This window comes from Clostridium sp. N3C (genome assembly GCF_900095445.1).
Lineage (GTDB): Bacteria > Bacillota > Clostridia > Clostridiales > Clostridiaceae > Clostridium_AU.
Genome location: NZ_FMJL01000009.1, coordinates 1 through 22,908, shown reverse-complemented (window position 1 = coordinate 22,908; position 22,908 = coordinate 1). Strand labels below are relative to the sequence as shown.

Genomic DNA, 22,908 nt, shown 5'->3' with positions numbered 1-22,908 from the left:
CCCCTAGTTGTTCTTAGTATACTTATCTGATACTATCTGTCCATCTTCAATGGTTATTATTCTGTCTGCCATAGAAGCTATATTAACATCATGAGTAATAAGCATTAGGGTTTGATTATACTTTCTTGAAGTATATTTTAATAGTTCAATAACTTCCTTTGAATTTTTGCTATCTAGGTTTCCAGTAGGTTCATCAGCTAAGATTATAGAAGGTTTATTTAGCAAGGCCCTACCAATGGATACTCTTTGCTGCTGTCCACCTGAAAGCTCTGAAGGTAGGTGAGTTTTTCTATCTGTAAGTCCTAATATTTTAATAATCTCATCTAAGTACTTTTCATCTACCTTTTCATTATCTAATAAGGCTGGTAGAGAAATATTTTCTTCAACATCTAAAACCGGTATGAGATTAAAAAATTGAAAAATAAAGCCTATTTTCCTTCTTCTAAAGATAGCTAACTTTTCTTCCTTGTAATCATAGATGCTTTCACCATCGATAATAACTTTACCAGAAGTAGGCCTATCTAAACCTCCTAACAAATGCAAAAGAGTACTTTTACCGGAACCAGAGGCTCCTACTATGGCCACAAACTCTCCTTTATTCACAGACAAGTTTATATTCTTTAAAGCATCTACCTTATTTTCACCCTTACCATATATCTTTGATAATCCCTCAACTTTTAATATCTCCATCTCTTTCTCTCCTTTTGTACTTTACTCTCTTCTTTCTTCTTAATTAGTTTTTTCAACCACAGCTTTATTATACTTCCACAACTTTTGCCACTCCATATCAGTTAGCTTACAAAAAGAAAATCTATCTTACAAAATAGTAAGATAGATTTTCATACCACTATTAAAGTTATTCCTCTCTTATAGCCTCAATTAAGTTTTCCTTTTTAATTCTTGAAAGTGGGGATAAGACTGCAATATAACTAATAAGCAGTGCAGCTACTATTGCTATTATTATAGCATTCCATGGTACTGGCCATTTAAATTCTTGTAGTCCAATAAACCCTCTATACATAAGATATGATAGCACTGTTCCTATAATAGACCCAAAAATAGAGCCTACAATTCCATATAAAATCCCTTCTAAAACTATGATTTTTTTCAAACCTTTTTGAGATAATCCAATAGATTTTAGTGATGCAAATTCCCTCTTTCTTAATAAAATATTTGTAGTTAAAGTATTTATTATATTAACACAGCTTATTAGAGCTACTACTGTAACAAAACCATATATTAATATTTCAATCATTAAAACAGAGGACTTATCTTTTCTATTTTGATCTATCTCATTTATAAGATTTAAGGTTGGTTTGGAACTTATTAAATCTTCAAATTTAGCTTTTGCCATTTCTTCATCTTTAACATTTTTAATTTTTATATCTAATAAATTTGGATATACTTCTCCTTTTTTAAATAGATTTTTTATTCCATTTTCAGAAGTGACAAGCTTCAAATAGGATGAAGGACCAGAAAGCTCCAAAACATTATCAGAAAGTATTCCAAGAATCTTAACCTTCTTTACTTTTTCTTCTCCTAATTTCAACCCTTCTTCCTTTTCATAATCTCTAACTGGGATTTCTATTTCATCTCCAACCTTAAGATTTGCTATAGGCCCAACATAGCTCTTTTCAGTTTTAGTGTTGTAAATTTTATTTTTGTTAATCAATATAACTCCTTCACCGGAGTCTAGCTTTTCCAAATCTATACTACCAGCTTCAAGATATTTTTTAGCTTCCTCCAAGGAAGTGCTATCATATACATGAAAGTACGCTCCTACTCCTGTCTTTTTATCATTATTTACATTAAGATCCCTATATACTTTTTCCATTTTCTCAGTTTCTATATCTTTAACTTCTTTAATTTCACTTTTTTTGCTAATTAATGCATCAAAATCAAAATCGTATCCCGCATAAATTTTATATACTTTTTCAACAAAACTTAATTCTTTTATGCTATTAATCAAATTATCATCAATAGTTTGTTCATTTTCATTCCAATCTGTATTAACTATACAGAAATGAATATCCATAGACACATTTGTTTTATCAGCAATGTTAAAAGTCATATCCATGAAAGATTTAAAGGTAACAAACAGAACCACACTTATTACTATTGAAAATACAGTAATCCTATATCTTTTTCTATTTCTCTTAATGTTTTTCGCAGCTAAAGCCCCTTCAAAGCCAAATATTTTTTGTACTAATCTATTCTTCCTTCTCTTTACTTTTTCCTTGGATATAGCTGTCCTGCTACTTATAGCTGCCAAAGGAGAGATTCTTCCTGCAAACAAAGAAGGTAGCAAAGCTGAAATATATATAGAAATTAAACCCACCATGGCACTAATAAACATAACAAAAGGATCTATTACTAATTTAGTTACTATCAAATCACTTCCACCAATTATTTTAAAAACAACAGTAATAGCCCATAAGGCCACAATACCAAAGAATAATCCTATTGGCACACCTATAATAGCTAATATTGTTGCCTCTCTCAATACTAAATTTCTAATCTGTCTTGGTGTAGTTCCTACAGCTCTTAACAAACCATATTCCTTAATTCTTTCTACCACACTAATCTGGAAAGAATTGTAGATTACCGCTACAGTTGCAATTACTACTATAGAAATTATAATTGCTAATACAACAAATATACCATCTAAGTAACCGCTTTCAGGAACCTCCAAGGCTAATAAAGGTATATTTTCTTTAAAATTATCGTTATCACCTAAAGCTTCTAATTCTTCCAAGGCTTTTTTCATATCTGTCTTAGAACTTATCTCCACCAATAATATAGATCCATCTAAAGGTAAATTCTCATTCTTTGTTAAGTAAATAATTATATTATCATATTGGGTATTTATACTGTTTTCCAAAATACCTGTTAACTTACATTCTTTACCATTAAACTGTAATTTATCTCCTATCTTTTTATCCTTATAAAGATAGTCTAAAGCCCATTTTTCCAAGGCAACTTCTCCTTGATTCTTAGGCATTTTCCCCTCTTTAAGCTTATAAGGGAGAAGCTCTAAGGCTTTACCTGTAGTCGTTACTTCCTGTGCAATCATATTATCCTCTAACTGTATTTGTTCACCTTGACCATAAAGTCCAAACCTAGCTACCTTAGGATTGCTCATTACTTTTGAAGCAAGGTCTTCATCCACATTTTTAAATGCTAAGTGAAAGGAACCATAACTATTTTTTATATCATCTATTTCTGCTACTTGTACACCTTTTATAAAAAGTCCTATAGTTGAAATAAGGGCTACAGATAAGATTATTCCTATTAAGGTTAATATGGTTCTTTTTTTATTTGCTTTTAAATACCTTCCTGTAAGCTTTCTGTAACTACTTATCATATCCTTTACCCCCTAATTGCTCTTAGTGTACTTATCTGATACTATCTCACCATCTTCAATGGTTATTATTCTATCTGCCATAGAAGCTATATTAACATCATGGGTAATAAGTATTAAAGTCTGATTATACTTTCTTGATGTATACTTTAGCAGTTCAACAACTTCCTTTGAATTTTTACTATCCAGGTTTCCAGTAGGTTCATCTGCTAGCACTATTGATGGTTTATTTAGCAAGGCTCTTCCAATGGATACTCTTTGCTGCTGACCTCCTGAAAGCTCTGAAGGCAAGTGACTTTTTCTATCTGTAAGTCCTAATATTCCAATAAGTTCTTCTAGATACTTTTCATCTACCTTCTCATTATCTAATAAGGCTGGCAAAGCAATATTTTCTTCCACGTCCAAAACTGGTATCAGATTAAAGAACTGAAAAACGAATCCCACTTTTCTTCTCCTAAAGATAGCCAGCTTTTCTTCCTTGTAATCATAGATGCTTTCACCATCAATGATGACCTTACCAGCAGTAGGCCTATCTAAGCCCCCTAACAAATGTAAAAGGGTACTTTTGCCGGAACCTGAGGCTCCCACTATGGCCACAAACTCTCCCTTATTTACAGATAAGTTTACATTGTTTAAGGCTATTACCCTATTTTCACCTTTACCATAAATCTTTGATAACCCTTCAACTCTCAATATTTCCATGCTTTTTCTCCTTCTATATTTTTTGATTTTCCCCATCAATTCTTGCTAACTATGGCTTAATTATACAATCTAAAGCTCTAACACTCCATAACAGTTAACTTACAGAAAGAAAACTTTATCTTACAAAATAGCAAGATAAAGTTTTCTAGTGTTACACTGGATCTTTACCTGATTTAAAGGATCCATCTAAGGAATCATTAATTTTTGTACTTGATAATAAAAAAGTCATCAATACATTGAAGAATATAAGCTAAATATTGCAGTATATAAAAATGGTTTTTATTTGTTAGCTAGAAAATAATATTATATCCACAAAGAGACTTACAAGGCCACCATTATATAATTACTATGTAAATTTATTTATATCTAGTATAAAAAATAATAGTATGGTAAAATAGCCCTTGAGAAAATTTAGCAATAATTATGAGAGGGAGAATTAATATGATTAATTCAAAAGAAACCAACATCAATATTAGTACTAGCACTAATATTAATACTAATACTAGTACTAGTAAGTTAATTCATTTTATTGAAAAGTATTATTATCTACTTCTTGCTTTAGTATTCATCATGCTTTTAGTTAATTTATTTTATAGGATAGATATTCCTAATATCGATTTTGATGAAGCAAGACATGGAACTAGTGCTTATGAAATGATAAAAAACGGGGATTACATTATAAACACCTACGCTTATAAAAAAGACTACTGGAATTTGAAGCCACCTATAAGCTTTTGGTTTATTATCCTAGGCTATAAGTTATTTGGTTTTAATACTTTAGGTTTAAGGTTTTTTTCAATTGTAAGCGCAGTCATAACCGTAGCAATAGTAACATCCTTTACAAGACGCAACCATGGAAAAACAGCTGCTATAATAACTGCAGCTATGCTGGCAACTTTTACTCAACCTATTCTTTCACATTGCTCCCGTGGAGGAGAAGCAGATGCCCTTTATATTTTATTCTATAGTGCTGCTATTATTTGCACTTTATTAACGGACAAGGGCTATAAGTATTTATATCTAGGTTGCTTCTTCTCTGCCCTAGCTTTTCTTACAAAGAGCTGGCACGTATTCCCTGTTTGTGCTACCATAACACTTTACCTTTTATATAGTGGTCAGTTTAAAAGGATGAAGCTAAAGCAATGGCTGCTAGCCGCACTGTCTTTTCTTTTACCAATTCTTATATGGGCTATAGTGAGATACTCAAGGGATGGAATTACGTTTTTCAAAGGAATGATCGGATACGACCTTTTAAAAAGATCCGCCGTAGCCATTGAAGGACATATTGGAGGTCCCCTTTACTATGTTATTGCTGTAGCAAGAAATTATTTTTACTGGCACCTACTATTAATAGTAGCAATAATATTCTTAAAACCTTCTACTTTTAAATCTTTGGATAAAAACAAAAGAGCCTACAGATTAGGAGTTATAACTTGGTTTTTAGCTCCAATTGTACTTTACAGTATGGCAAGCACAAAAATAGAATGGTACATACTTCCCGTATACCCACCCCTAGCTATAATTGGTGGTGCTACCTTTTCAGCAGTATTAAAAAACTCTCAAGTTAAATCTGGATTGAAAAAATTATTTGCTACAGCCATGGTAATTGTATTAATATGCTATGAGGTTTTTGTAATATATTCCATAAGTAACTTTAAAGTTAACGAAGTTCAATTTGCTTTAAGAGAAATAGGACAAGTTTCCCCATATAGGGGTTACAAACTTTACACCGCTGCTGGTAGTTATGCAGAAAAAGGTTCTTGGGAACAAGGACATCTGCTTTCAGCGGAACTTTACGGCGACTTTATCCCTTGCCAAGGAGGATTAAAGGCATTTTTAAAAAACTCCTCTAAAGATTCATTACTTTTTATCCGTGATAGTGAAAAAAGCCATCAATATATTGAAGAATATAAGCTTAAAATTGTACTATCAAAAAATGGATATTACTTGTTAGCTAAATAATAATCAAAGAAGCCATAAGTTCACTTTTAATTCCAAATAATAATATTATAAATAAGAGGGCAAAGGTTTATGAAAGTATTATCTTCATAAACCTTTGCCCTTATATTTTATCTATTATTTATTTTCAGCTTCGAACTTTTTCATAAATTCTACTAAAGCCTTAACGCCTTCTATTGGCATAGCATTGTATATGCTTGCTCTCATTCCACCTACAGTTCTATGGCCCTTAATATTTTCAAAGCCTGCTGCCTTAGCTTCTTTTACAAACTTAGCATCTAGCTCCTCTGAACCAGTTACAAAAGGTACATTCATTAAAGAACGATCTTTCTTAACAACAGTACCCTTAAATAGGCTGCTAGAATCAAGGTAATCATACAATATAGCTGCCTTTTCTTCGTTTAATTTTTTCATTGCTTCTAGGCCGCCCTTTTGCTTAATCCATTTAAATACCTTGCCACAAATATAAATTCCATAAGCCGGCGGTGTATTGTATAAGGAGTCATTATCTGCATGAGTTTTATATTTTAACATGGTTGGAGTTCCTGGTAATACGTCCTCTGTAATTAAATCTTCACGAATTATTACTATAACCACTCCTGCTGGTCCTATGTTTTTCTGAGCACCAGCAAATATTAAACCATACTTAGTTACATCTACTGGTTCAGATAATATATCTGAGGACATATCTGCTACTAGAATCTTGTCCCCTACATCTGGAAGCTCATTATACTTGGTTCCATAGATAGTATTATTATGGCAGATATAAACATAGTCCGCATCCTCTGATATTTTTATGTCCTTTAAATCTGGAATATAGGAATAAGTCTTATCCTCTGAAGAAGCTATTATATTAACCTTTCCGTATATCTTTGCTTCATTGGCTGCTTTCTTAGCCCATTGTCCAGTTACAATATAATCTGCTACCTTGTTCTTCATAAGATTCATTGGAACCATAGCAAATTGTTGAGAAGCTCCGCCTTGCAAAAACAATACCTTATAGTTGTTAGGAATATTCATTAATTCCCTTAAATCCTTCTCAGCATTTTGGATAATTTCTTCAAAAGCCTTGGAACGATGGCTCATTTCCATTACAGACATACCTGTTCCGTTGTAATCTAGCATTTCCTCTGCTGCTTCTCTGAGAACCTCCTCTGGTAATACCGCTGGTCCTGCAGAAAAATTATAAACTCTTTTCATTTAATTGGCCCCCCTTAATATCATACATAGAACTTTTGCAAAAATTCGCGTACATTTTTATAAATTTGTCCTTTAAAGACGGAATTTTTTAAAAATTTGATAAATTACTTTCTTTTATAATATTACATTATTCTCTTATCTTCAAGTGCTTTTTAATTTTGCTTTTTATTTAAAATAAAAAGGCTACCCATAAGGGCAACCTATTTATTACTTAAGTAATTTATCTACACACTTTATTGCTTTATACTAATTGTCCATCAGCCAAACATAGCTAGCAATACCCCTGCTGCCACTGCTGAACCAATAACTCCAGCCACATTTGGTCCCATAGCATGCATTAGAAGGTAGTTATTAGGGTTGGCTTTCTTACCTTCTACTTGGGAAACTCTAGCGGCCATAGGAACCGCCGATACTCCCGCAGAACCAATAAGAGGATTTATCTTTCCACCGGATAAACGGTACATAAGTTTTCCAAGTAGTACTCCTCCTACTGTACTAAAGGCAAAGGCCATAAGTCCTAAAGCTATGATCTTTAAAGTTTCAGGTCTCAAGAAATTTTCTGCTGATGCAGTAGCTCCAACGGTAGTTCCTAAAAATATAGTAACTATATTCATTAAGGCATTTTGAGCAGTAGTTGAAAGTCTTTCAACTACACCGGATTCTCTAAATAAGTTACCCAACATCAACATACCTATAAGAGGAGCTACAGATGGAAGTAATAAAATAGAAATAATTGTTACAATTATAGGAAACACTATCTTTTCTAGCTTGGATACTTCTCTAAGCTGTTCCATCTTAGTTTCTCTTTCCTTTTTAGTAGTTAAAAGCCTCATTATAGGTGGTTGTATTAGAGGAATTAATGCCATATATGAGTAAGCTGCTACAGCAATTGCTGGTAGTAGATCCGGTGCCAGTCTTGTAGTTAAGAATATAGCTGTAGGTCCGTCAGCGCCTCCAATTATACCGATAGAAGAAGCCTCTTGAGGAGAAAAGCCTAGAGCTATTGCAACTACAAATGCAACTGCTATTCCTAGCTGTGCTGCGGCACCTAAAAACAAGCTTGATGGTCTAGCTATTAGTGGTCCAAAATCCGTCATAGTACCTATGCCAAGGAATATTAAAGAAGGATAAATTCCTAATTTAACACCTTGATATAAGTAGTAAAGTAATCCTCCCGGTTGATTACCTAATGGCCCGTCCATTAGTCCAGCTAAAGGTAAATTAACTAAAAGCATGCCAAAGGCTATAGGTAAAAGCAAAAGAGGTTCAAAGCCTTTTTTTATAGCAAGATATATTAGTCCACAGGCTATACATATCATTATAAACTGCTGAAAAGTTAAGGCAGCAAAACCTGACTGGGCCAATATTTCCTTTATTGTATCTAAAAATGAAATAGACATTAGTATTTCTCCTTTCTGTAGATATCCAATTTCAGCTCCTAATTTGAACGTGGAAGATAAAAACTAGATATCAAAATTGGATTCTTTACATAAACCTTATTCTATTACAACTAGTGCATCATTTGTATCAACCATCTGTCCCTTAGTAACCAATATCTTCTTAACAAGGCCAGAGCTTGATGCTGTAATCTCATTTTCCATTTTCATAGCTTCAAGTATGATAACAACATCTCCTTCTTTAACCCTGGCACCTTGATTTACTTTTATTTCTAACACAGTACCTGGCATTGGAGCCTTTAAAACATCCTTTGCTCCAGATTCTTGTACTGGTGCTTGATTCTTTGGAGTCTCTGCTACAACCTGTGTAGCTTTACTATCAATTTCACTAGTGCTTAAAATAGAAGCTTTGCCCCTTTCAACTTCCACTTCATATCTTTTATTATTAAGTGTTACTACATATTTCATTTAAGATCCTACCTCCCTATATATAATGCGCTAATCAAGTGCTTTAATAGATATAAACCGTAATTCATTTAAAGGAACTTTTAATTCATCACTGGTAATAGCCATAACCATAGCTGCTGTTTCTTCATCCACTCCAATAAGAGTTAACTCTCCTTCAGATATCTCTTCAGCATTTGAACTAGTAAAAGCCTGTTCAGTGACTTCAACTTCCTCTTTACTACTCTCATTTTTCTTATCAATAGAACTTACTATAACTGTTTCTAATCTTACAAGAAGGTATAAGGCTATTAGCCCTATAAACACTATGCTCATCAAAATCAATGCCACTAATAAGCTGTCAGATATAGACATAAAAATCCTCCTTTACGCTTTCCTAATAGAATAACTAACCTTTATAGTTTTAGGTTTATTCTTTTCTTTGAAAAACTTTTCTGCAATTTGAGGGAATAGGATATAGGAAAGCACATCCTCATCCGTTTTAGCTAAATCTTTTATTTCTTCCTTAACCTTATCAAATTCCATTGGTAAAGTATCTGCAAATCTTCCCTCTATAGGCTTTTCGTCCCCTAGAACCTTTTTCATAAGTTCAGGATCAATTTCGCCAGGTGCTTTTCCGTATTCACCTTTTATATAAGCTTTAACTTCCTTTGATATATTTTTATATCTTTCACCCATTAGTACATTTACTGTAGCTTGGACCCCTACCATTTGGCTCATAGGTGTTACTAGTGGCGGATATCCTAAATCCTTTCTTACCTTTGGAGTTTCTTCTAAAACTTCTTCTAGCCTATCTAAAGCATTTTGCTGCTTTAATTGATTAATAAGGTTTGAAAGCATACCTCCAGGTATTTGATATACTAATGCGTCTGTTTCTGTTCCTAATACAACAGGACTAAGAATTCCCGATTCAGTAAATTTAGTCTTAATTGGCTTAAAGAAGTCATTAATTTCTTTCAATAACTTTTCATCAAGACCCGTTTCATATCCCATCTGCTTTAAGGCATAATTCATTGATTCAGTAGCTGGCTGAGAGGTTCCACCGGATAAAGAGGAAATTGCCGTATCTATACCATCACATCCAGCTTCTATAGCTTTAATATAAGTCATAGGAGCAAGTCCTGTTGTTGAATGAGTGTGAAGAATTATAGGTTTCTTTGTAACAGCTTTTAATGCTTTTACTAAATCATAGGCTTCTTGAGGCCCCATAATCCCCGCCATATCCTTTATACAAATAGAATTTACCCCCATAGCATCTAGCTGTTTTCCTAGTTCCACATACTTGTCAATGTTATGAATAGGGCTTGTAGTATAAACTATACATCCCTGAGCATGGCCACCACATTTTAAGGTTTCATCTACTGCTACTTCAATATTTCTATAATCATTTAAAGCATCAAATATTCTTATAATATCTATTCCGTTTTTTATGGAAAGCTTTACAAAGTTTCTAACAACATCATCGGCATAATGCTTATATCCTAATATATTCTGCCCTCTTAATAACATTTGAAGTTTGGTATTTTTCACCTTAGATCTAATCTTTCTCAGTCTTTCCCAAGGGTCTTCATTTAGATAACGAAGACAGGCATCAAAAGTAGCTCCTCCCCAGCACTCTAGAGAATAGAAACCTGCACTATCCAGCTTTTCTAAAATAGGTTCAAAATCACTACTATGCATTCTTGTTGCAATAAGTGACTGCTGTGCATCTCTGAGTACTGTTTCTGTAATGTTTACTTTCATGTTTCTTCAACTCCTTCTATGCTATATATAGCTAAATGCTTGTTAAAAAGGAAAGTTTAGTACAAGCTCAGCTTTTAAGACAAATTAAATTAAATTCAAAAAATTCTTAAATATCATTCTTTAATTATATCTTACCACAAATAAACTAATATTCACAGTACTAGCAGAGGAAAGTAAAAGAAAAAAAAACGTTTTGTTACTTTATAAATGTAACAAAACGCCTTTGTATTGTTAACCTACATATATTGCAAAATTTTCTACTTCATTAACAACGAAATATGCAGTACTTTCTCCTACATTGAAGTAAACCCTCAAAGTCTTAATTTCAGAAAGTTTTCTGTCCTTTTCCCACATCTCAGTGAATTTTTCCATTATATATTTTTGAGACACCTGATGTCCAGGATACTCAATGTAGAAATCAGGATCGAGCTTCTTTTTAGTTGTTCTCTTTGTCTTTTTCTCAGTAGTTTCTGTTGTATCTTCAGCTGTTTTATCAGCGGTCTTTTTTGTAGTTGCCTTTTTCTTTGTTGCGCTTTTCTTTTCCGCTTTCTTTTCTGTTTCTTTCTCAGTTTTCTTGTCACTTTCAGTTTTCTTTTCAGCTGCGGTCTTTTTCTTAGCTGTTGTCTTTTTTTCAACAACTTCAGTATCCTTCAACGCTTCAGTAGCTTCTTCAACTTTTTTTGAAGTTTTCCCCATCTTTACCCCTCCCAAAAAATAAAATTTTTAACAGCCATATTTATTAAAGCATATTTCAATTCTGTCAAGATTAGTTACTTTATACTTTAAGTATGTAAAAAGCGACTTTTTAAAATCAGTCTAATTTTCACTTTTTATTCCATTATATGGTTTTTTTAACTTATAAGCCAGTTACTCTCAAACTTAATATTAGCCGATTTAAAGCAATGTAAACGTTCTGTCAGTTGTTATTTATTATTTTCTTCACATTTCTCAATCATTCTTATTAATTCGTCTTTGAAATAATTATAGTATAAAATAGTGTATAATATCAAGTTTAATTTTGACTTTGAAGCCATATTCTAAGCCAAAGGAAGTTTTTAAAATTTAAAAAATAACAGTTTCCTTGCTAACAATCTCAAATCTGCTTAGCCACTTCAGCAAAGCACGAAGAAAAATGTCAAGGAAACTGCTATTTCATACCCATTCTCTATTTTATCCTCTTCTTAAATTCTTTATTTATATCTACCCTTCTCATAAACTCATGCCAAAATACATCTATTAATGATGGAATAGCCTTAGTCCAGTACAGCTCATAACCATATCATATTCGTTGCAAGCTTCTATAACAATGTCATCTCTAACGGAACCTCCAGGCTGCACAATATATTTAACTCCACTTTGAGCAGCTCTATCAATATTATCTCTAAAAGGGAAGAAGGCATCGGAGCCTAAAGTTACACCTTTTAAGTTAGATAACCAAGCTACCTTTTCTTCCTTGGTAAGTCTTTCAGGTATTTCTTTTAATACCTTGGACCATTCCTTAATTTCCATAGGAGTAACATCATCTCTAAGATATTGATCAATTAAATTATCCTTATCTGGTTGTGAAGCATTCTCTTTAAAAGGAAGATTTTGTACTGATGGATGCTGTCTTAAGTACCAAATATCCGCCTTAGAAGCAGCCAATCGTGTACAGTGTATTCTGGACTGCTGACCAGCACCAACACCTATAACCTGTCCATCTAAAGCAAAACAAACAGAATTTGACTGAGTATACTTTAAGGTAATCATTGCAAGTAGCATATCTCTTTTAGCTTCCTCTGTAATTTCCTTATTGTTTGTAACAATATTTTTATAAAGGATTTCCTCCTGTATTTTTTCCTTATTTCTCATTTGCTCAAAGGTAATACCATATATATTTCTTCTTTCAATATCTTCTGGTTCATAGTCCCAATCCATTTCTATAATACAATAATTACCCTTCTTCTTTTTCTTTAGGATTTCTAAGGCTTCTGGAGTATATCCAGGAGCTATTATCCCGTCAGAAACAGATTTACTCAATATTTTAGCGGTAGGCACGTCCACAACATCACTAATTGCCGCCCAATCTCCAAAGGAAGACATTCTATCTGCTCCTCTAGCTCTAGCATAAGCTGCTGCCACTGGAGATAGTTCAATATCCTCTACAAAGTAGGACTTTTTCAAGGCATCACTTAAAGGTAAACCTAAAGCTGCACCTGCAGGACTTACATGTTTAAAAGAAGCCGCAGCTGGCAATCCAGTAGCCTCTTTCAATTCCTTTACTAGTTGCCAAGAATTGAAGGCATCCATAAAATTTATGTAACCTGGATTACCGTTTAAAATTTTAAAGGGCAATTCTTTGTTTGATACATAAATTTTAGCTGGCTTTTGATGTGGATTGCATCCATACTTCAGTACTACTTCTGAATTTTTCATTTTCATCCTCCTTATAAATATAAAAATATAAAACAAAAAAACACCTGAGCAAACTTATTTATTGTTTTACCCAGGCGATCGATATCTTTCCCATAATCATGCTCCCTATGGTTAATTCCATTATTCGCCAGTCGCATGATTACTTTTATTTAGTTGATTATATTATACACGACACGAACATTTTTTGCAATATTAATTTTATTATTTGTATGTTTTCCATAAGCTCTCTTCTTAATCCTTATTTTCACAGAAATAAAAAGCAAAATGTAAACCATACTAAAGGCTTAATCCTATCATATATTAAGTAACTTGACAGGTAATATGCTATAATATAAAATAATGACAACTTGTCATATTAACGAATATCTTAATTATAGTTGAAATTGAAATACTATATATAAAATTTGATTTTAATTTATAAGACTGGAGTGAATACAATGAGTAAAATTATTCTTAGCGCAGATAGCACCTGCGATCTAGGAGATGCTTTAAAGGACCGGTTTAACGTAAACTTTTTCCCTCTTCATATTATCTTGGATGGAAATCAATACAAAGATGGGATAGATATTACAGCAGATGAAATTTACGAAGCTTATAAAACTAAGAAAATCTTACCTAAAACTGCAGCTATAAATCCTGATGAATATATAAACTACTTTAAAAAATGGGTAGATGAAGGCTATGACATTATACATATAAACCTAGGTTCAGGCATCTCATCCTCTTACCAAAATTGTTGCATTGCAGCTCAAGAGCTTGGAAATGTTTATCCTGTAGATTCCGGAAATCTATCTACAGGTACAGGCTTGCTAGTTTTAGAAGCTGCCGATAGAATAGCTAAAGGGATGCCTGCAGCACAAATTCAACAGGAATTAAATGATTTAAAGTCTAATGTACACGCTAGCTTTGTGTTGGACACGCTTACCTTCCTTCACGCCGGTGGCCGATGTTCAGCCCTAGCAGCTTTAGGTGCTAATGTACTTAATATTAAGCCTTGCATAGAAGTAGATAACAGCAGTGGTAAAATGAAGGTAGGAAAAAAATATAGAGGATCATTAGATAAGGTATTGAAACATTATACAATAGATAAGCTTAAAGATCGTACAGATTTAAAATTAGATAGAGTATTTATAACACACTCAGGTATCTCCGAAGAAAGAATTGAGACTGTAAAAAATACTATTCAGGAAGTGGCATATTTTAAAGAAATCTTCATTACAAGAGCAAGCTGCACTATATCTGCTCACTGTGGTCCTAATACTTTAGGTGTTTTATTTATGACTAAATAATTAATTTTAAGTAATTTGAGCTTGGTTTTAGATCACTAAAACCAAGCTTTTTATTTTTATATAAAAACGACATATCTTTCAATAAACCTTTGAACTTATGGACACCGCGTAACATATATGAATATATTATATTAAGGCAATCTGCCACTAAATTTTAAATTATAAGATTGAAAAGGTGGTTAGCTATGGGAAAAAGTAATAAACCTTTGAATAATAAACAGTATACTAATGAATTAACTAACAAAGAACTTGAAGCCCCAGAAATAATAATTCCTGAGGAAGAACCTGAGGAAGTTGACCCTTCCAAACCTAATACTATACCAAAGTTTGTTGATAAACTTCCTATTCCAGGAGTGTTAACTCCTGATGAAAAAGGAGAAGGTTACGCCTATTACGATATTGTAATGAGAAGGGCAAGGCACAGATTTCATAGAGACTTTCCTCTGACGGAAATATGGGGCTATAACGGAACTTATCCCGGTCCAACAATTGAAGCTTATAAGGGACAAACTGTTTTTGTAAAATGGCAAAACAAGCTCCCTTGCAAACATCTTCTACCAGTAGACAAAACTATTCATGGTGCAATAAATAACCCAGAAGTTAGAACCGTTGTCCATCTTCACGGAGCAGAAGTAGCCCCAGACAGTGATGGTCATCCAGAAGCATGGTACACTAGAGACTATATAACTACCGGTTCAAAGTTTTCTAGGAAAGTTTACAGGTATCTCAATGACCAACAAGCCACTACCCTTTGGTATCATGACCATGCTCTAGGCATTACACGCCTTAATGTATATGCTGGTCTAGCAGGCTTTTATATAATACACGATGATCTGGAAGAGAGATTAAATATTCCAAAGGGAGAATATGATATACCTTTATTGATCCAGGATAAGTCCTTTAACCCAGACGGTTCATTATTCTACCCCGCTGAACCAGCTAATCCCGTTGAAGGGGTTTATCCTTCAATAGTACCAGCCTTTATAGGAAACACCATTGTAGTTAATGGTAAACTTTGGCCTTATCACGAAGTGGAACCAAGAAAGTATCGTTTTAGAATCTTAAACGGCTCTAATACTTCAGGATTTACCTTTAAATTATCAAATGGTCAATCCTTCTGGCAGATTGGTACTGATGGTGGATTGTTGCAAGAGCCTGTAGAAATAAATTCCTTTATGTTAGAACCAGCAGAACGTATTGATCTAATAATAGACTTTTCTCAATTAGAAGGAGAAACTGTAACTCTTATGACAGACAATGAAGACCCCAATACTAGCAATGTAATGCAATTTAAAGTAGTGCTACCCTTAAAGAAAGAAGATACTACAGAAATTCCCAAAACCCTTAACCATTTTATGGAATTGAATCCTACCCTAGCAAAGCAAACAAGAAGAGTAAGCTTAGACACTGCTACCGATAGCCATGGTAGACCATTACTACTTCTAAACAATTTAATGTGGGATGATCCTGCTACTGAAACTCCTGAATATGACAGCATAGAAATCTGGGAAATAGTTAATCCTACTCAGTTTGCACACCCCATACACCTTCATCTAGTTCAGTTCCAGATTCTAGATAGAAGACCCTTCGACGTAGACTACTATAGGCGCACAGGACGAATTAGATACTTTATAAATAGAAGGGCAGAAGAACCTTTACCCTTTGAAAGGGGTTGGAAGGACGTAGTTAGAGCTGAGGCAGGAAAAATCACCAGAATTATAGCCCACTTTAAAAACTTCTACGGTGATTATGTATGGCACTGTCATATACTAGAACACGAAGACTTTGATATGATGCGTCCTCTAAGAGTGATTAAGAAATATGTTTAGCATTTATCTCCACATTGTAGCCGAGATAGGCTATAAGTGTGGAGTTATTTTTTAGTTAAAGCCCTGCTTGGGTTATTGCATACACCAATATAATATATTATACTTAAATCAAGTATAATTTTATAACTGTTACAAATTTGTAGGGGGTATTATCTATGTTAATCATAGAAAATATAGAACAATATTTAAGAGATCATAATATTAGTCCATCTTATCAGCGAAAGAGAATTTTTGAGTATATGTACGAAAATCAAAATCACCCAACGGTTAATCAAATATATGAAACCTTGGTTAAAGAAATACCTACTCTATCTAAAACCACTGTATATAATACTTTAAACCTATTTGTAGATAAAAAAATTGCTGAGGCCATTACTATAGAAGGTACCGAAATCCGATATGATCTTTTTAATCCTGAAAGTCACGGTCATTTTAAATGTGAGAAATGTCAAGAAGTTTATGATATAGATTTAGATATTGAAAATATGCAAATTAAGTATTTAGAAGGTTTCCTAATTAAGGAACAGCATTTTCATTTTAAAGGTATATGTAAGAAATGTATATTAAATGATAAATAAACACAAAATACACTGTGAGTTACAATAACAACAGTGTATTTTTTTATTTTAAAAATATCTATTGACAGAATTCAATTTTAGAATTAATATAATATTGTAATCATTACAAATTAAAAATAAATTTAAATTTGTGTATATTTTATTTGAAGGAGGAAAATAATATGAATAAGAATTTTATAGGTTTAGATAGTAATAATTTAGGAAAAGTAGTTGAAGGTCTTAACAAGTATTTAGCGGATCTAAATATCTTATATGTAAAACTTCATAATCTTCACTGGAACGTTGAAGGATCAGGTTTCTTCCAACTACATGCTAAATTTGAAGAATTATATGATAATATAAACGAAGCTTTTGATGAAGTAGCAGAAAGAATATTAACTTTAGGTGGAAGACCAGCAGCTTCTGTAAAAGAATATGTAAAACTTGCTTCCATAGAAGAGTTAGATAGCAAAGGAATTTCCGGAGATGACTCCATTGAAATAATAAGAAAGGACTTCTACTACATGCTAGAACAATCAAGAAACATACTTGCATTAGCAGAAGAAGTTAAAGATCAAGGAACTGTAGACTTAATGGCTAACTTTATAGGAAATTACGAAAAAACTTTATGGATGATCAACGCATATAAAGCTTAATAATTATCTTCTATACTCAAAGGTCGTAGAAGTTAGAAATAACTTCTATGGCCTTTGACTTTTAATTTTTATAATTATAAAGAAGAGGATTTGATGTTTCCGACTTCAATTTTCTTAATTATACCTTTTATATCTTTAACAATTTCACTCAAACCAAGACAGTCAAGATTAAGCAAATCATTCCACTTTGTAAGAGTATAGTCTAAATCCTTCGCCATAAATTCTCTTATATTATATATGTCTGCCTTTTTTAACCACTGCTTGTAGCTTTCCTGAGCCAGCATATGGGCTTCCATATTTTCCTCCCGGGGTATCCATTGAAAGCTTATCCTATCTATCATCTTACCTAGCTTGACCAAAGTACTTTTATATTCCCCTACATTGCAAATACTATCTCTAGGATTATCTTTGAGCCTCTTTTGTATATTAATCATTTCATTAACTATTCCCTGGCAATCGGAGTGAATAACTACATCAATTGATTTATCCTTTCTAATATACTCATAGGCACAGGCTAAAGCATAAAATATGGCTTTTTTTTCACTTTCAACGATAGCTTTACTCCTTATATTTTTGGCTTGCTGATTTAATATTTTGCTTTCCTCATCCTTTACAATAAAAGCTATGGAGCTTCTTTTTATACTCCGATCAAAGCTAGCATCGGTGTAGATATTATAGACCCTCTTATTCTCTTTTTCTAAAAACCTTCCCATTTTATTATCTCCTTTTCAGATATTTTATCTAAATTATTCACAAAAATTAGAATTTTATTCAATAAAAAGCAACCATTAAATAATGGCTGCTAATAATAAAATTCCAATATTATCTTTATATATTTTATCAAATTCACCTATGGGTAAGGGGTTAGTGCCTCTACCTACTTCTACAGTAAAGCCTGGTCTCCTATATTCTTTAATAAACCAATCCTTATACCCAGGGTAAGATACTATACCATGAGTTTGTGAGGGTGTATACCCGCTAACTTCTGCAAATTGCTCTACAATCTCAGCAGACTCCGGTGGAGTTAAGTCTGAATATGTCCAGTATATCACTTCTCCTTGGCTATGATAGGCTAGGACCAATCTAAAGTTATGGTTTCTAGTAAAATTAGCTACCCCTTGACTTTCCGGTTCTGATTCAGGATAAGGTCCGGAATATCGAGTTGGTCCTGGTCCTGTAATTCCGTAAAGGACTTCTGCTTCCTTTGATAGTTCCCAAGAAGCATCATAATTATGATTTAAATCTACTCCTCTTACATTAGCCTGCCAAACTTTAGAAAAGTCACTGCTACCACCATTCCACTGGATAAGTTGCTGGTAGTATGGATTATTGGTAGACAAGCCATTCAGTACCAAATCTACCCCATCAGGATTCACCATTGGCATTACATATATTGAGCTATTATTCCATAACTCCGGCACCCTATATCCAGCTAAATAGGAGTTACTAACATAGGCTTCTGAAAAATCTTCGATAAACTTCATTAATACTACTGAAGTTATCCATTCTAAACCATGATGAGCTCCATTATAGAAAACTTCATTAGGTCCATTTCCAAGCCTTACATAGTAAAGATTCCTGCCAAGAACGCTCCTTCCTGCTATGCCTATTTCTAAAAAGGGATATCTAACCTTTAGGGCTTGTAAGTCTCTCTCCATTATGCCATAAGTATAATCTATATTAGTATCTACCACATTTATACCATAAGGCACTGTAATCCGCTGACCTATTCTTAGATTATATATTTGTAAACCAGGATTGGCTACAAGAATTCTATTAATAGTTGTACCATACTTCCTAGCTATGATATAAACACTATCCCCAGGCTTTACAGTATAAATATCATAGCCTAATAGAAAACTTTGCATTTGCCTATAAGTTTCATCCCCTATAATTCCGTCAACAGTTAAGTTAAAATTTCTTTGAAATTGAATAACAACCTGCTCAGTTCTATTTCCAAAGTTGCCGTCTATTGGTCCTGGATCGTAGCCTATCTTTTTTAAGAGAGCCTGTATTTCCATAACTTCTGTTCCTGTGGACCCTGTAGTTAATACTTCCATCCATTCTACCTCCGGGGAATTGATAACTAATTTATATTATGTTGCTTATCATAATTTGTTACTGAAAATTATAAAAACTGTTTTCTATATAACTCCAGTTTCTCCACAATTAAAGCTTCTTACCACAAAAACAGATGTTGTCCCTCTTCACCATTCATGGTATTATTATCACATGGAATCAAAAGCTATGCTAAAGGGGGAGCTAGCGGTGCCCTGTAACCTGCAATCCGCTACAGCAGGCTTGAATTCCTTGTTTAGACATTAAGTTGTTAGATCCATGTAGTTAAAAAAGTGATGAGAGCTGGGTCCCATGCATCAGGAAATCATAAACCCCGTCAGATTCGGAAGAAAGCAGCGGTAAGTGAACCTTCCTGAGTGCCCTGGATCAATCTAGCTTGAGCCAATTTAACTACAAAGGCTAGTAGCTTAACTGACAAGACAAGGTGCATAGCTTTACATAGATATAAAAAAATTCTGCCTAGTGCAGAATTTTTTTATTAACATAATATTAATATTTATCTTTCATGCAATATGCTAAATTATATTTATAGATATCAATTTCATTGACTAGAATTTATTTCTTTATAATAGGAGGAATGAAATTTGAACTTTAGAAAATATTTGGATAAGCTATCCTATTCATTAAAAGATTGCTATGGACTAGATAAATTATCAAAAACTCTATACGGGGTGGGAATTGTACTTTCTCTTATACCCTATGTTAATAGCCTAGGTATAATAGCTATATTTTATAGCTCTTGGCGATGTTTTTCTAAAAACAAATACCGAAGATTTCAAGAGTTAATGGCTTTTGAAAACCGACTTCAATTAGTAAAGGGTAAATTTAATCATACTAAATCTAATATTAAGCAGCTTCAAAATTATAAAATATTCAAGTGCCCTAATTGCTCTCAAAAGCTTAGAGTTCCTAGGGGACACGGCAAAATTATAATCACCTGTAAGAAATGTGGTACTGAATTTAAAGGAAAATGCTAACTAAATACATTGTAGCTATAAAATAACAGATAAATATAGGATAATTGCAAGGATTGTAAATAGTGGGGTAAAAGCCCATTTAGCAATCCTTTTGTTTTGTCCTTGTCACAGGAACATATTAAATTCTTCCTTATATAATATCAACTAGCCCAAAACCTTCACTACGATGGAAACCTAAACCTGCCTGATATATGAAATTTATATCTTCAACATCTCCTTGTAGTTTAAATATTCCACTATAGGCATTTACACAAAAACTCTCACTATTGTTTTCTTCAGTTGATACTCCAATTGCTTCTTTAATCACCGATTTCTTCATCTTAACAGGAATAAATTTCACCTTCTGCTTTAAGCCAAAACCACGATAGGATTTTAGTGAAAGATCTAATATGTAATTTAACTCCTTTTCATAGCCTTCATCTTCAATATTTATAAAATTACCCTTTTTATCTTTTACACAAATAGGAGAGATAGTCTTAAAAACCACCTCAGGCTCAATTATAAAATTCTCCTTCATCAAAGTTACTTTTATCTTTTTAAGAAAAAAATCTTTGTATCGAAAATGATCTATATTCAATAAACCCTTGTAAATATTAATTCCAAACTTATGATTGGGAGTTGTTATGTAAATTATAACTTTGTCTCTAATTTTAAAAATATCTTTTTTTAATGTGTAGTCCTTCAAAACCACTGCAAAACTGAAATTCTTTATCTTCTCATTATCTTTACCCTCATAGTTATATAACCTGTTATAATACTCCTCATTAACACTTTTTATTGCTTCCTTAATAAGACTAATGATCATCATTCTATTAGCAACAGGTATACTTTTAGTCCTAAATTCACATTTTAGTCTCATCCTTATCCCCCTTTTCTCTAATAGAATTTTACAATACAACCCGGAACTATATATGTATAAATAAAAATGAATTTATGTAAAAAATAGGGACAGTATAATTAATACCATCCCTATTTTAAATAATTGTCCTTATTATATTATTTGGCTTTAATAAATGGCCTGCATTTTCATAACTTCTTCTTTAATCTCATTTTTTAGTTCCTCTGGCTCAATGATAGTTACCTTGCTACCCATAGATAATATCCATGATATTATTTCTGTCTTGCCCTGCATTTCGGCTTCAAATATAATGGATTCATCCTCATTCCAGCTTATCTTTTGGTTTTCTACCCATAACTTTTCACTAACAATATAAGATAAAGGCTTTTCAATTCTTAACTTAAGTTTAATATTTTCATCCTTATACAAGCCAATACTATTTTTCATATATTCTTTCAAATCAAAGTCTTTATCCATTATGAATCTATCTTCTTTAACTTTATATTCCCTTATTCTACAAAGCTTAAAATCTAAAATTCTATTTCTCTTTTCACAGTAAGCAATAACATAATAAGATCCTTTATAAGTTAATATTGCATACGGATGAATAACTCTATTACTTTCACCTGTGCTTAAAGAAAAATACTTTATGTCCATTTTTCTTCTAGTAGCAATACAGCTATGTACATCGGTACATTTCTTCTTTTCATCCTCCCCATCTATAGCTTTAACATCTTTTATCATAAAATTAACAATTTCATTATCCTTAAACTTATTTTTATATATAATATTCAACTTATTAAACAAACTTTCAAATTCCTTCTTATAAACAAAATTGATATTATTAAGCTGCTCCTTAATCTGAAGAATGGTAAAAAACTCCTCTTCCTCTATATCCAATTTTAATAAATAATCATATCCTTGAAGTTCATATCCTCCATTTGGTCCAGGTACGCTATCAATATATATTCCTGCTAGTTCTAGATCATCCTTATACTTTCTTATCATTCTCTCATCAACTTCTAGAATTTCCGCTAATTCTTTACCTTTCATTTTTCCACGGCTTTTTAATAAAATTAACATTGTTAAAAGATTTGAAAATTTACTCACTTAATTCACCACCTGTTTATCCCTATCTTGCCTTGTTATTTCAAATTACCCCTTATACATTAATAGTATAAATACCTTTTACCTTATCTTCCAGTTTGAAAATATGCAATTGTTAATAATATAGCCAAATGAGTTTTAAGTGGAAATTTATTGACAGTAAAATTAACTAAACTTATACTTAAATTAACATAAAAAATATTTAAAACTTTATCAAATGCTTAATGTTATTATGGTAAAACTCACAAAAATGGCTTATATTACAGTTTTTTTATCAGACTTTTTGTAGTAGAAATTTGTCTAAAAAAAAATATATATAAATTTTTTATTTTAT

At 32.5% G+C, this 22,908-nt stretch carries 20 protein-coding genes, 1 other RNA gene and 1 riboswitch; of the genes, 7 read left to right on the top strand and 14 right to left on the bottom strand.

Features of this window, described 5'->3' with window-relative positions; genetic code table 11:
- Positions 1–3 precede the first annotated feature (3 nt).
- The 3 genes from N3C_RS04720 to N3C_RS04710 all read right to left on the bottom strand — a co-directional run bounded on the left by N3C_RS04720 (position 4) and on the right by N3C_RS04710 (position 4,063).
- Complete coding sequence (locus N3C_RS04720) at positions 4–690, bottom strand: ABC transporter ATP-binding protein (protein WP_074364908.1); 687 nt, start codon at positions 688–690, stop codon at positions 4–6.
- A 166-nt stretch (positions 691–856) separates the two neighbouring features.
- The gene (locus N3C_RS04715; protein ID WP_083604419.1) at positions 857–3,364 is read right to left on the bottom strand and encodes an ABC transporter permease; all 2,508 of its coding nucleotides are present in this window, start codon (positions 3,362–3,364) and stop codon (positions 857–859) included.
- A gap of 12 nt (positions 3,365–3,376) precedes the next feature.
- The gene (locus tag N3C_RS04710) at positions 3,377–4,063 is read right to left on the bottom strand and encodes an ABC transporter ATP-binding protein (RefSeq protein WP_074364907.1); all 687 of its coding nucleotides are present in this window, start codon (positions 4,061–4,063) and stop codon (positions 3,377–3,379) included.
- Positions 4,064–4,504: 441 nt separating this feature from the next.
- Between N3C_RS04710 and N3C_RS04705 the strand changes: the two genes are divergently transcribed.
- Positions 4,505–6,025, top strand: a complete 1,521-nt coding sequence (locus N3C_RS04705) for an ArnT family glycosyltransferase (protein ID WP_178377763.1) — start codon at positions 4,505–4,507, stop codon at positions 6,023–6,025.
- A gap of 114 nt (positions 6,026–6,139) precedes the next feature.
- On the opposite strand, the gene serC is transcribed toward N3C_RS04705, so the two are convergent.
- The 7 genes from serC to N3C_RS04670 form a co-directional block, all read right to left on the bottom strand.
- The gene (gene serC, locus N3C_RS04700; RefSeq protein WP_074364906.1) at positions 6,140–7,222 is read right to left on the bottom strand and encodes a 3-phosphoserine/phosphohydroxythreonine transaminase; all 1,083 of its coding nucleotides are present in this window, start codon (positions 7,220–7,222) and stop codon (positions 6,140–6,142) included.
- A gap of 257 nt (positions 7,223–7,479) precedes the next feature.
- The gene (locus N3C_RS04695; RefSeq protein WP_074364905.1) at positions 7,480–8,622 is read right to left on the bottom strand and encodes a sodium ion-translocating decarboxylase subunit beta; all 1,143 of its coding nucleotides are present in this window, start codon (positions 8,620–8,622) and stop codon (positions 7,480–7,482) included.
- A 96-nt stretch (positions 8,623–8,718) separates the two neighbouring features.
- On the bottom strand, positions 8,719–9,087 hold the full coding sequence (locus N3C_RS04690) for a biotin/lipoyl-containing protein (RefSeq protein WP_074364904.1): 369 nt from the start codon (positions 9,085–9,087) through the stop codon (positions 8,719–8,721).
- A gap of 30 nt (positions 9,088–9,117) precedes the next feature.
- Positions 9,118–9,438, bottom strand: coding sequence for an OadG family protein (locus N3C_RS04685; RefSeq protein WP_074364903.1), 321 nt, complete (start codon positions 9,436–9,438; stop codon positions 9,118–9,120).
- A gap of 12 nt (positions 9,439–9,450) precedes the next feature.
- Entirely contained in the window at positions 9,451–10,827 is a 1,377-nt protein-coding gene (locus tag N3C_RS04680; RefSeq protein WP_074364902.1) for an oxaloacetate decarboxylase subunit alpha, read from the bottom strand.
- A 231-nt stretch (positions 10,828–11,058) separates the two neighbouring features.
- Positions 11,059–11,523: a DUF6465 family protein gene (locus N3C_RS04675; RefSeq protein WP_074364901.1), complete on the bottom strand. Its 465-nt coding sequence runs from the start codon at positions 11,521–11,523 to the stop codon at positions 11,059–11,061.
- A 540-nt stretch (positions 11,524–12,063) separates the two neighbouring features.
- Complete coding sequence (locus N3C_RS04670) at positions 12,064–13,242, bottom strand: phosphoribosylaminoimidazolecarboxamide formyltransferase (protein WP_074364900.1); 1,179 nt, start codon at positions 13,240–13,242, stop codon at positions 12,064–12,066.
- Positions 13,243–13,303: 61 nt separating this feature from the next.
- Positions 13,304–13,387, bottom strand: a riboswitch (ZMP/ZTP riboswitch).
- A gap of 292 nt (positions 13,388–13,679) precedes the next feature.
- Here N3C_RS04670 and N3C_RS04665 point away from each other — a divergent pair.
- From N3C_RS04665 to N3C_RS04650, 4 genes are all read left to right on the top strand, one after another.
- Positions 13,680–14,531 (top strand): DegV family protein, encoded by an 852-nt coding sequence (locus N3C_RS04665; RefSeq protein ID WP_074364899.1) that lies wholly within the window; start codon positions 13,680–13,682, stop codon positions 14,529–14,531.
- A 185-nt stretch (positions 14,532–14,716) separates the two neighbouring features.
- Positions 14,717–16,360 carry a multicopper oxidase family protein gene (locus N3C_RS04660; RefSeq protein ID WP_083604417.1) on the top strand — a complete coding sequence of 548 codons (1,644 nt, stop codon included), beginning with the start codon at positions 14,717–14,719 and terminating at the stop codon, positions 16,358–16,360.
- A 155-nt stretch (positions 16,361–16,515) separates the two neighbouring features.
- The gene (locus N3C_RS04655; RefSeq protein ID WP_074364898.1) at positions 16,516–16,938 is read left to right on the top strand and encodes a Fur family transcriptional regulator; all 423 of its coding nucleotides are present in this window, start codon (positions 16,516–16,518) and stop codon (positions 16,936–16,938) included.
- A gap of 161 nt (positions 16,939–17,099) precedes the next feature.
- Positions 17,100–17,573 (top strand): Dps family protein, encoded by a 474-nt coding sequence (locus N3C_RS04650; protein WP_074364897.1) that lies wholly within the window; start codon positions 17,100–17,102, stop codon positions 17,571–17,573.
- Between the two features lie 74 nt (positions 17,574–17,647).
- Here N3C_RS04650 and N3C_RS04645 read toward each other — a convergent pair whose 3' ends face one another.
- Together N3C_RS04645 and N3C_RS04640 are read right to left on the bottom strand one after the other, a co-directional pair.
- Positions 17,648–18,286 (bottom strand): ribonuclease H family protein, encoded by a 639-nt coding sequence (locus tag N3C_RS04645; RefSeq protein ID WP_074364896.1) that lies wholly within the window; start codon positions 18,284–18,286, stop codon positions 17,648–17,650.
- 75 nt (positions 18,287–18,361) lie between these two features.
- Positions 18,362–19,633 carry a M14 family metallopeptidase gene (locus N3C_RS04640; RefSeq protein WP_074364895.1) on the bottom strand — a complete coding sequence of 424 codons (1,272 nt, stop codon included), beginning with the start codon at positions 19,631–19,633 and terminating at the stop codon, positions 18,362–18,364.
- Positions 19,634–19,818: 185 nt separating this feature from the next.
- Between N3C_RS04640 and ffs the strand changes: the two genes are divergently transcribed.
- Positions 19,819–20,084, top strand: an RNA gene (ffs, locus tag N3C_RS04635) — signal recognition particle sRNA large type.
- Between the two features lie 152 nt (positions 20,085–20,236).
- Entirely contained in the window at positions 20,237–20,629 is a 393-nt protein-coding gene (locus N3C_RS04630; RefSeq protein WP_242944041.1) for a hypothetical protein, read from the top strand.
- Between the two features lie 130 nt (positions 20,630–20,759).
- Here N3C_RS04630 and cas6 read toward each other — a convergent pair whose 3' ends face one another.
- Together cas6 and N3C_RS04620 are read right to left on the bottom strand one after the other, a co-directional pair.
- Positions 20,760–21,488, bottom strand: coding sequence for a CRISPR-associated endoribonuclease Cas6 (gene cas6 / locus N3C_RS04625; RefSeq protein ID WP_074364894.1), 729 nt, complete (start codon positions 21,486–21,488; stop codon positions 20,760–20,762).
- 147 nt (positions 21,489–21,635) lie between these two features.
- Positions 21,636–22,577: a helix-turn-helix transcriptional regulator gene (locus tag N3C_RS04620; RefSeq protein WP_083604416.1), complete on the bottom strand. Its 942-nt coding sequence runs from the start codon at positions 22,575–22,577 to the stop codon at positions 21,636–21,638.
- Positions 22,578–22,908 lie beyond the last annotated feature (331 nt).

Bases quoted from the DNA above. Each gene is read 5' to 3' on its own strand.
- N3C_RS04720 (WP_074364908.1), bottom strand. From the start codon at position 690: ATGGAGATATTAAAAGTTGAGGGATTATCAAAGATATATGGTAAGGGT.
- N3C_RS04715 (WP_083604419.1), bottom strand. From the start codon at position 3,364: ATGATAAGTAGTTACAGAAAGCTTACAGGAAGGTATTTAAAAGCAAAT.
- N3C_RS04710 (WP_074364907.1), bottom strand. From the start codon at position 4,063: ATGGAAATATTGAGAGTTGAAGGGTTATCAAAGATTTATGGTAAAGGT.
- N3C_RS04705 (WP_178377763.1), top strand. From the start codon at position 4,505: ATGATTAATTCAAAAGAAACCAACATCAATATTAGTACTAGCACTAAT.
- serC (WP_074364906.1), bottom strand. From the start codon at position 7,222: ATGAAAAGAGTTTATAATTTTTCTGCAGGACCAGCGGTATTACCAGAG.
- N3C_RS04695 (WP_074364905.1), bottom strand. From the start codon at position 8,622: ATGTCTATTTCATTTTTAGATACAATAAAGGAAATATTGGCCCAGTCA.
- N3C_RS04690 (WP_074364904.1), bottom strand. From the start codon at position 9,087: ATGAAATATGTAGTAACACTTAATAATAAAAGATATGAAGTGGAAGTT.
- N3C_RS04685 (WP_074364903.1), bottom strand. From the start codon at position 9,438: ATGTCTATATCTGACAGCTTATTAGTGGCATTGATTTTGATGAGCATA.
- N3C_RS04680 (WP_074364902.1), bottom strand. From the start codon at position 10,827: ATGAAAGTAAACATTACAGAAACAGTACTCAGAGATGCACAGCAGTCA.
- N3C_RS04675 (WP_074364901.1), bottom strand. From the start codon at position 11,523: ATGGGGAAAACTTCAAAAAAAGTTGAAGAAGCTACTGAAGCGTTGAAG.
- N3C_RS04670 (WP_074364900.1), bottom strand. From the start codon at position 13,242: ATGAAAAATTCAGAAGTAGTACTGAAGTATGGATGCAATCCACATCAA.
- N3C_RS04665 (WP_074364899.1), top strand. From the start codon at position 13,680: ATGAGTAAAATTATTCTTAGCGCAGATAGCACCTGCGATCTAGGAGAT.
- N3C_RS04660 (WP_083604417.1), top strand. From the start codon at position 14,717: ATGGGAAAAAGTAATAAACCTTTGAATAATAAACAGTATACTAATGAA.
- N3C_RS04655 (WP_074364898.1), top strand. From the start codon at position 16,516: ATGTTAATCATAGAAAATATAGAACAATATTTAAGAGATCATAATATT.
- N3C_RS04650 (WP_074364897.1), top strand. From the start codon at position 17,100: ATGAATAAGAATTTTATAGGTTTAGATAGTAATAATTTAGGAAAAGTA.
- N3C_RS04645 (WP_074364896.1), bottom strand. From the start codon at position 18,286: ATGGGAAGGTTTTTAGAAAAAGAGAATAAGAGGGTCTATAATATCTAC.
- N3C_RS04640 (WP_074364895.1), bottom strand. From the start codon at position 19,633: ATGGAAGTATTAACTACAGGGTCCACAGGAACAGAAGTTATGGAAATA.
- cas6 (WP_074364894.1), bottom strand. From the start codon at position 21,488: ATGAGACTAAAATGTGAATTTAGGACTAAAAGTATACCTGTTGCTAAT.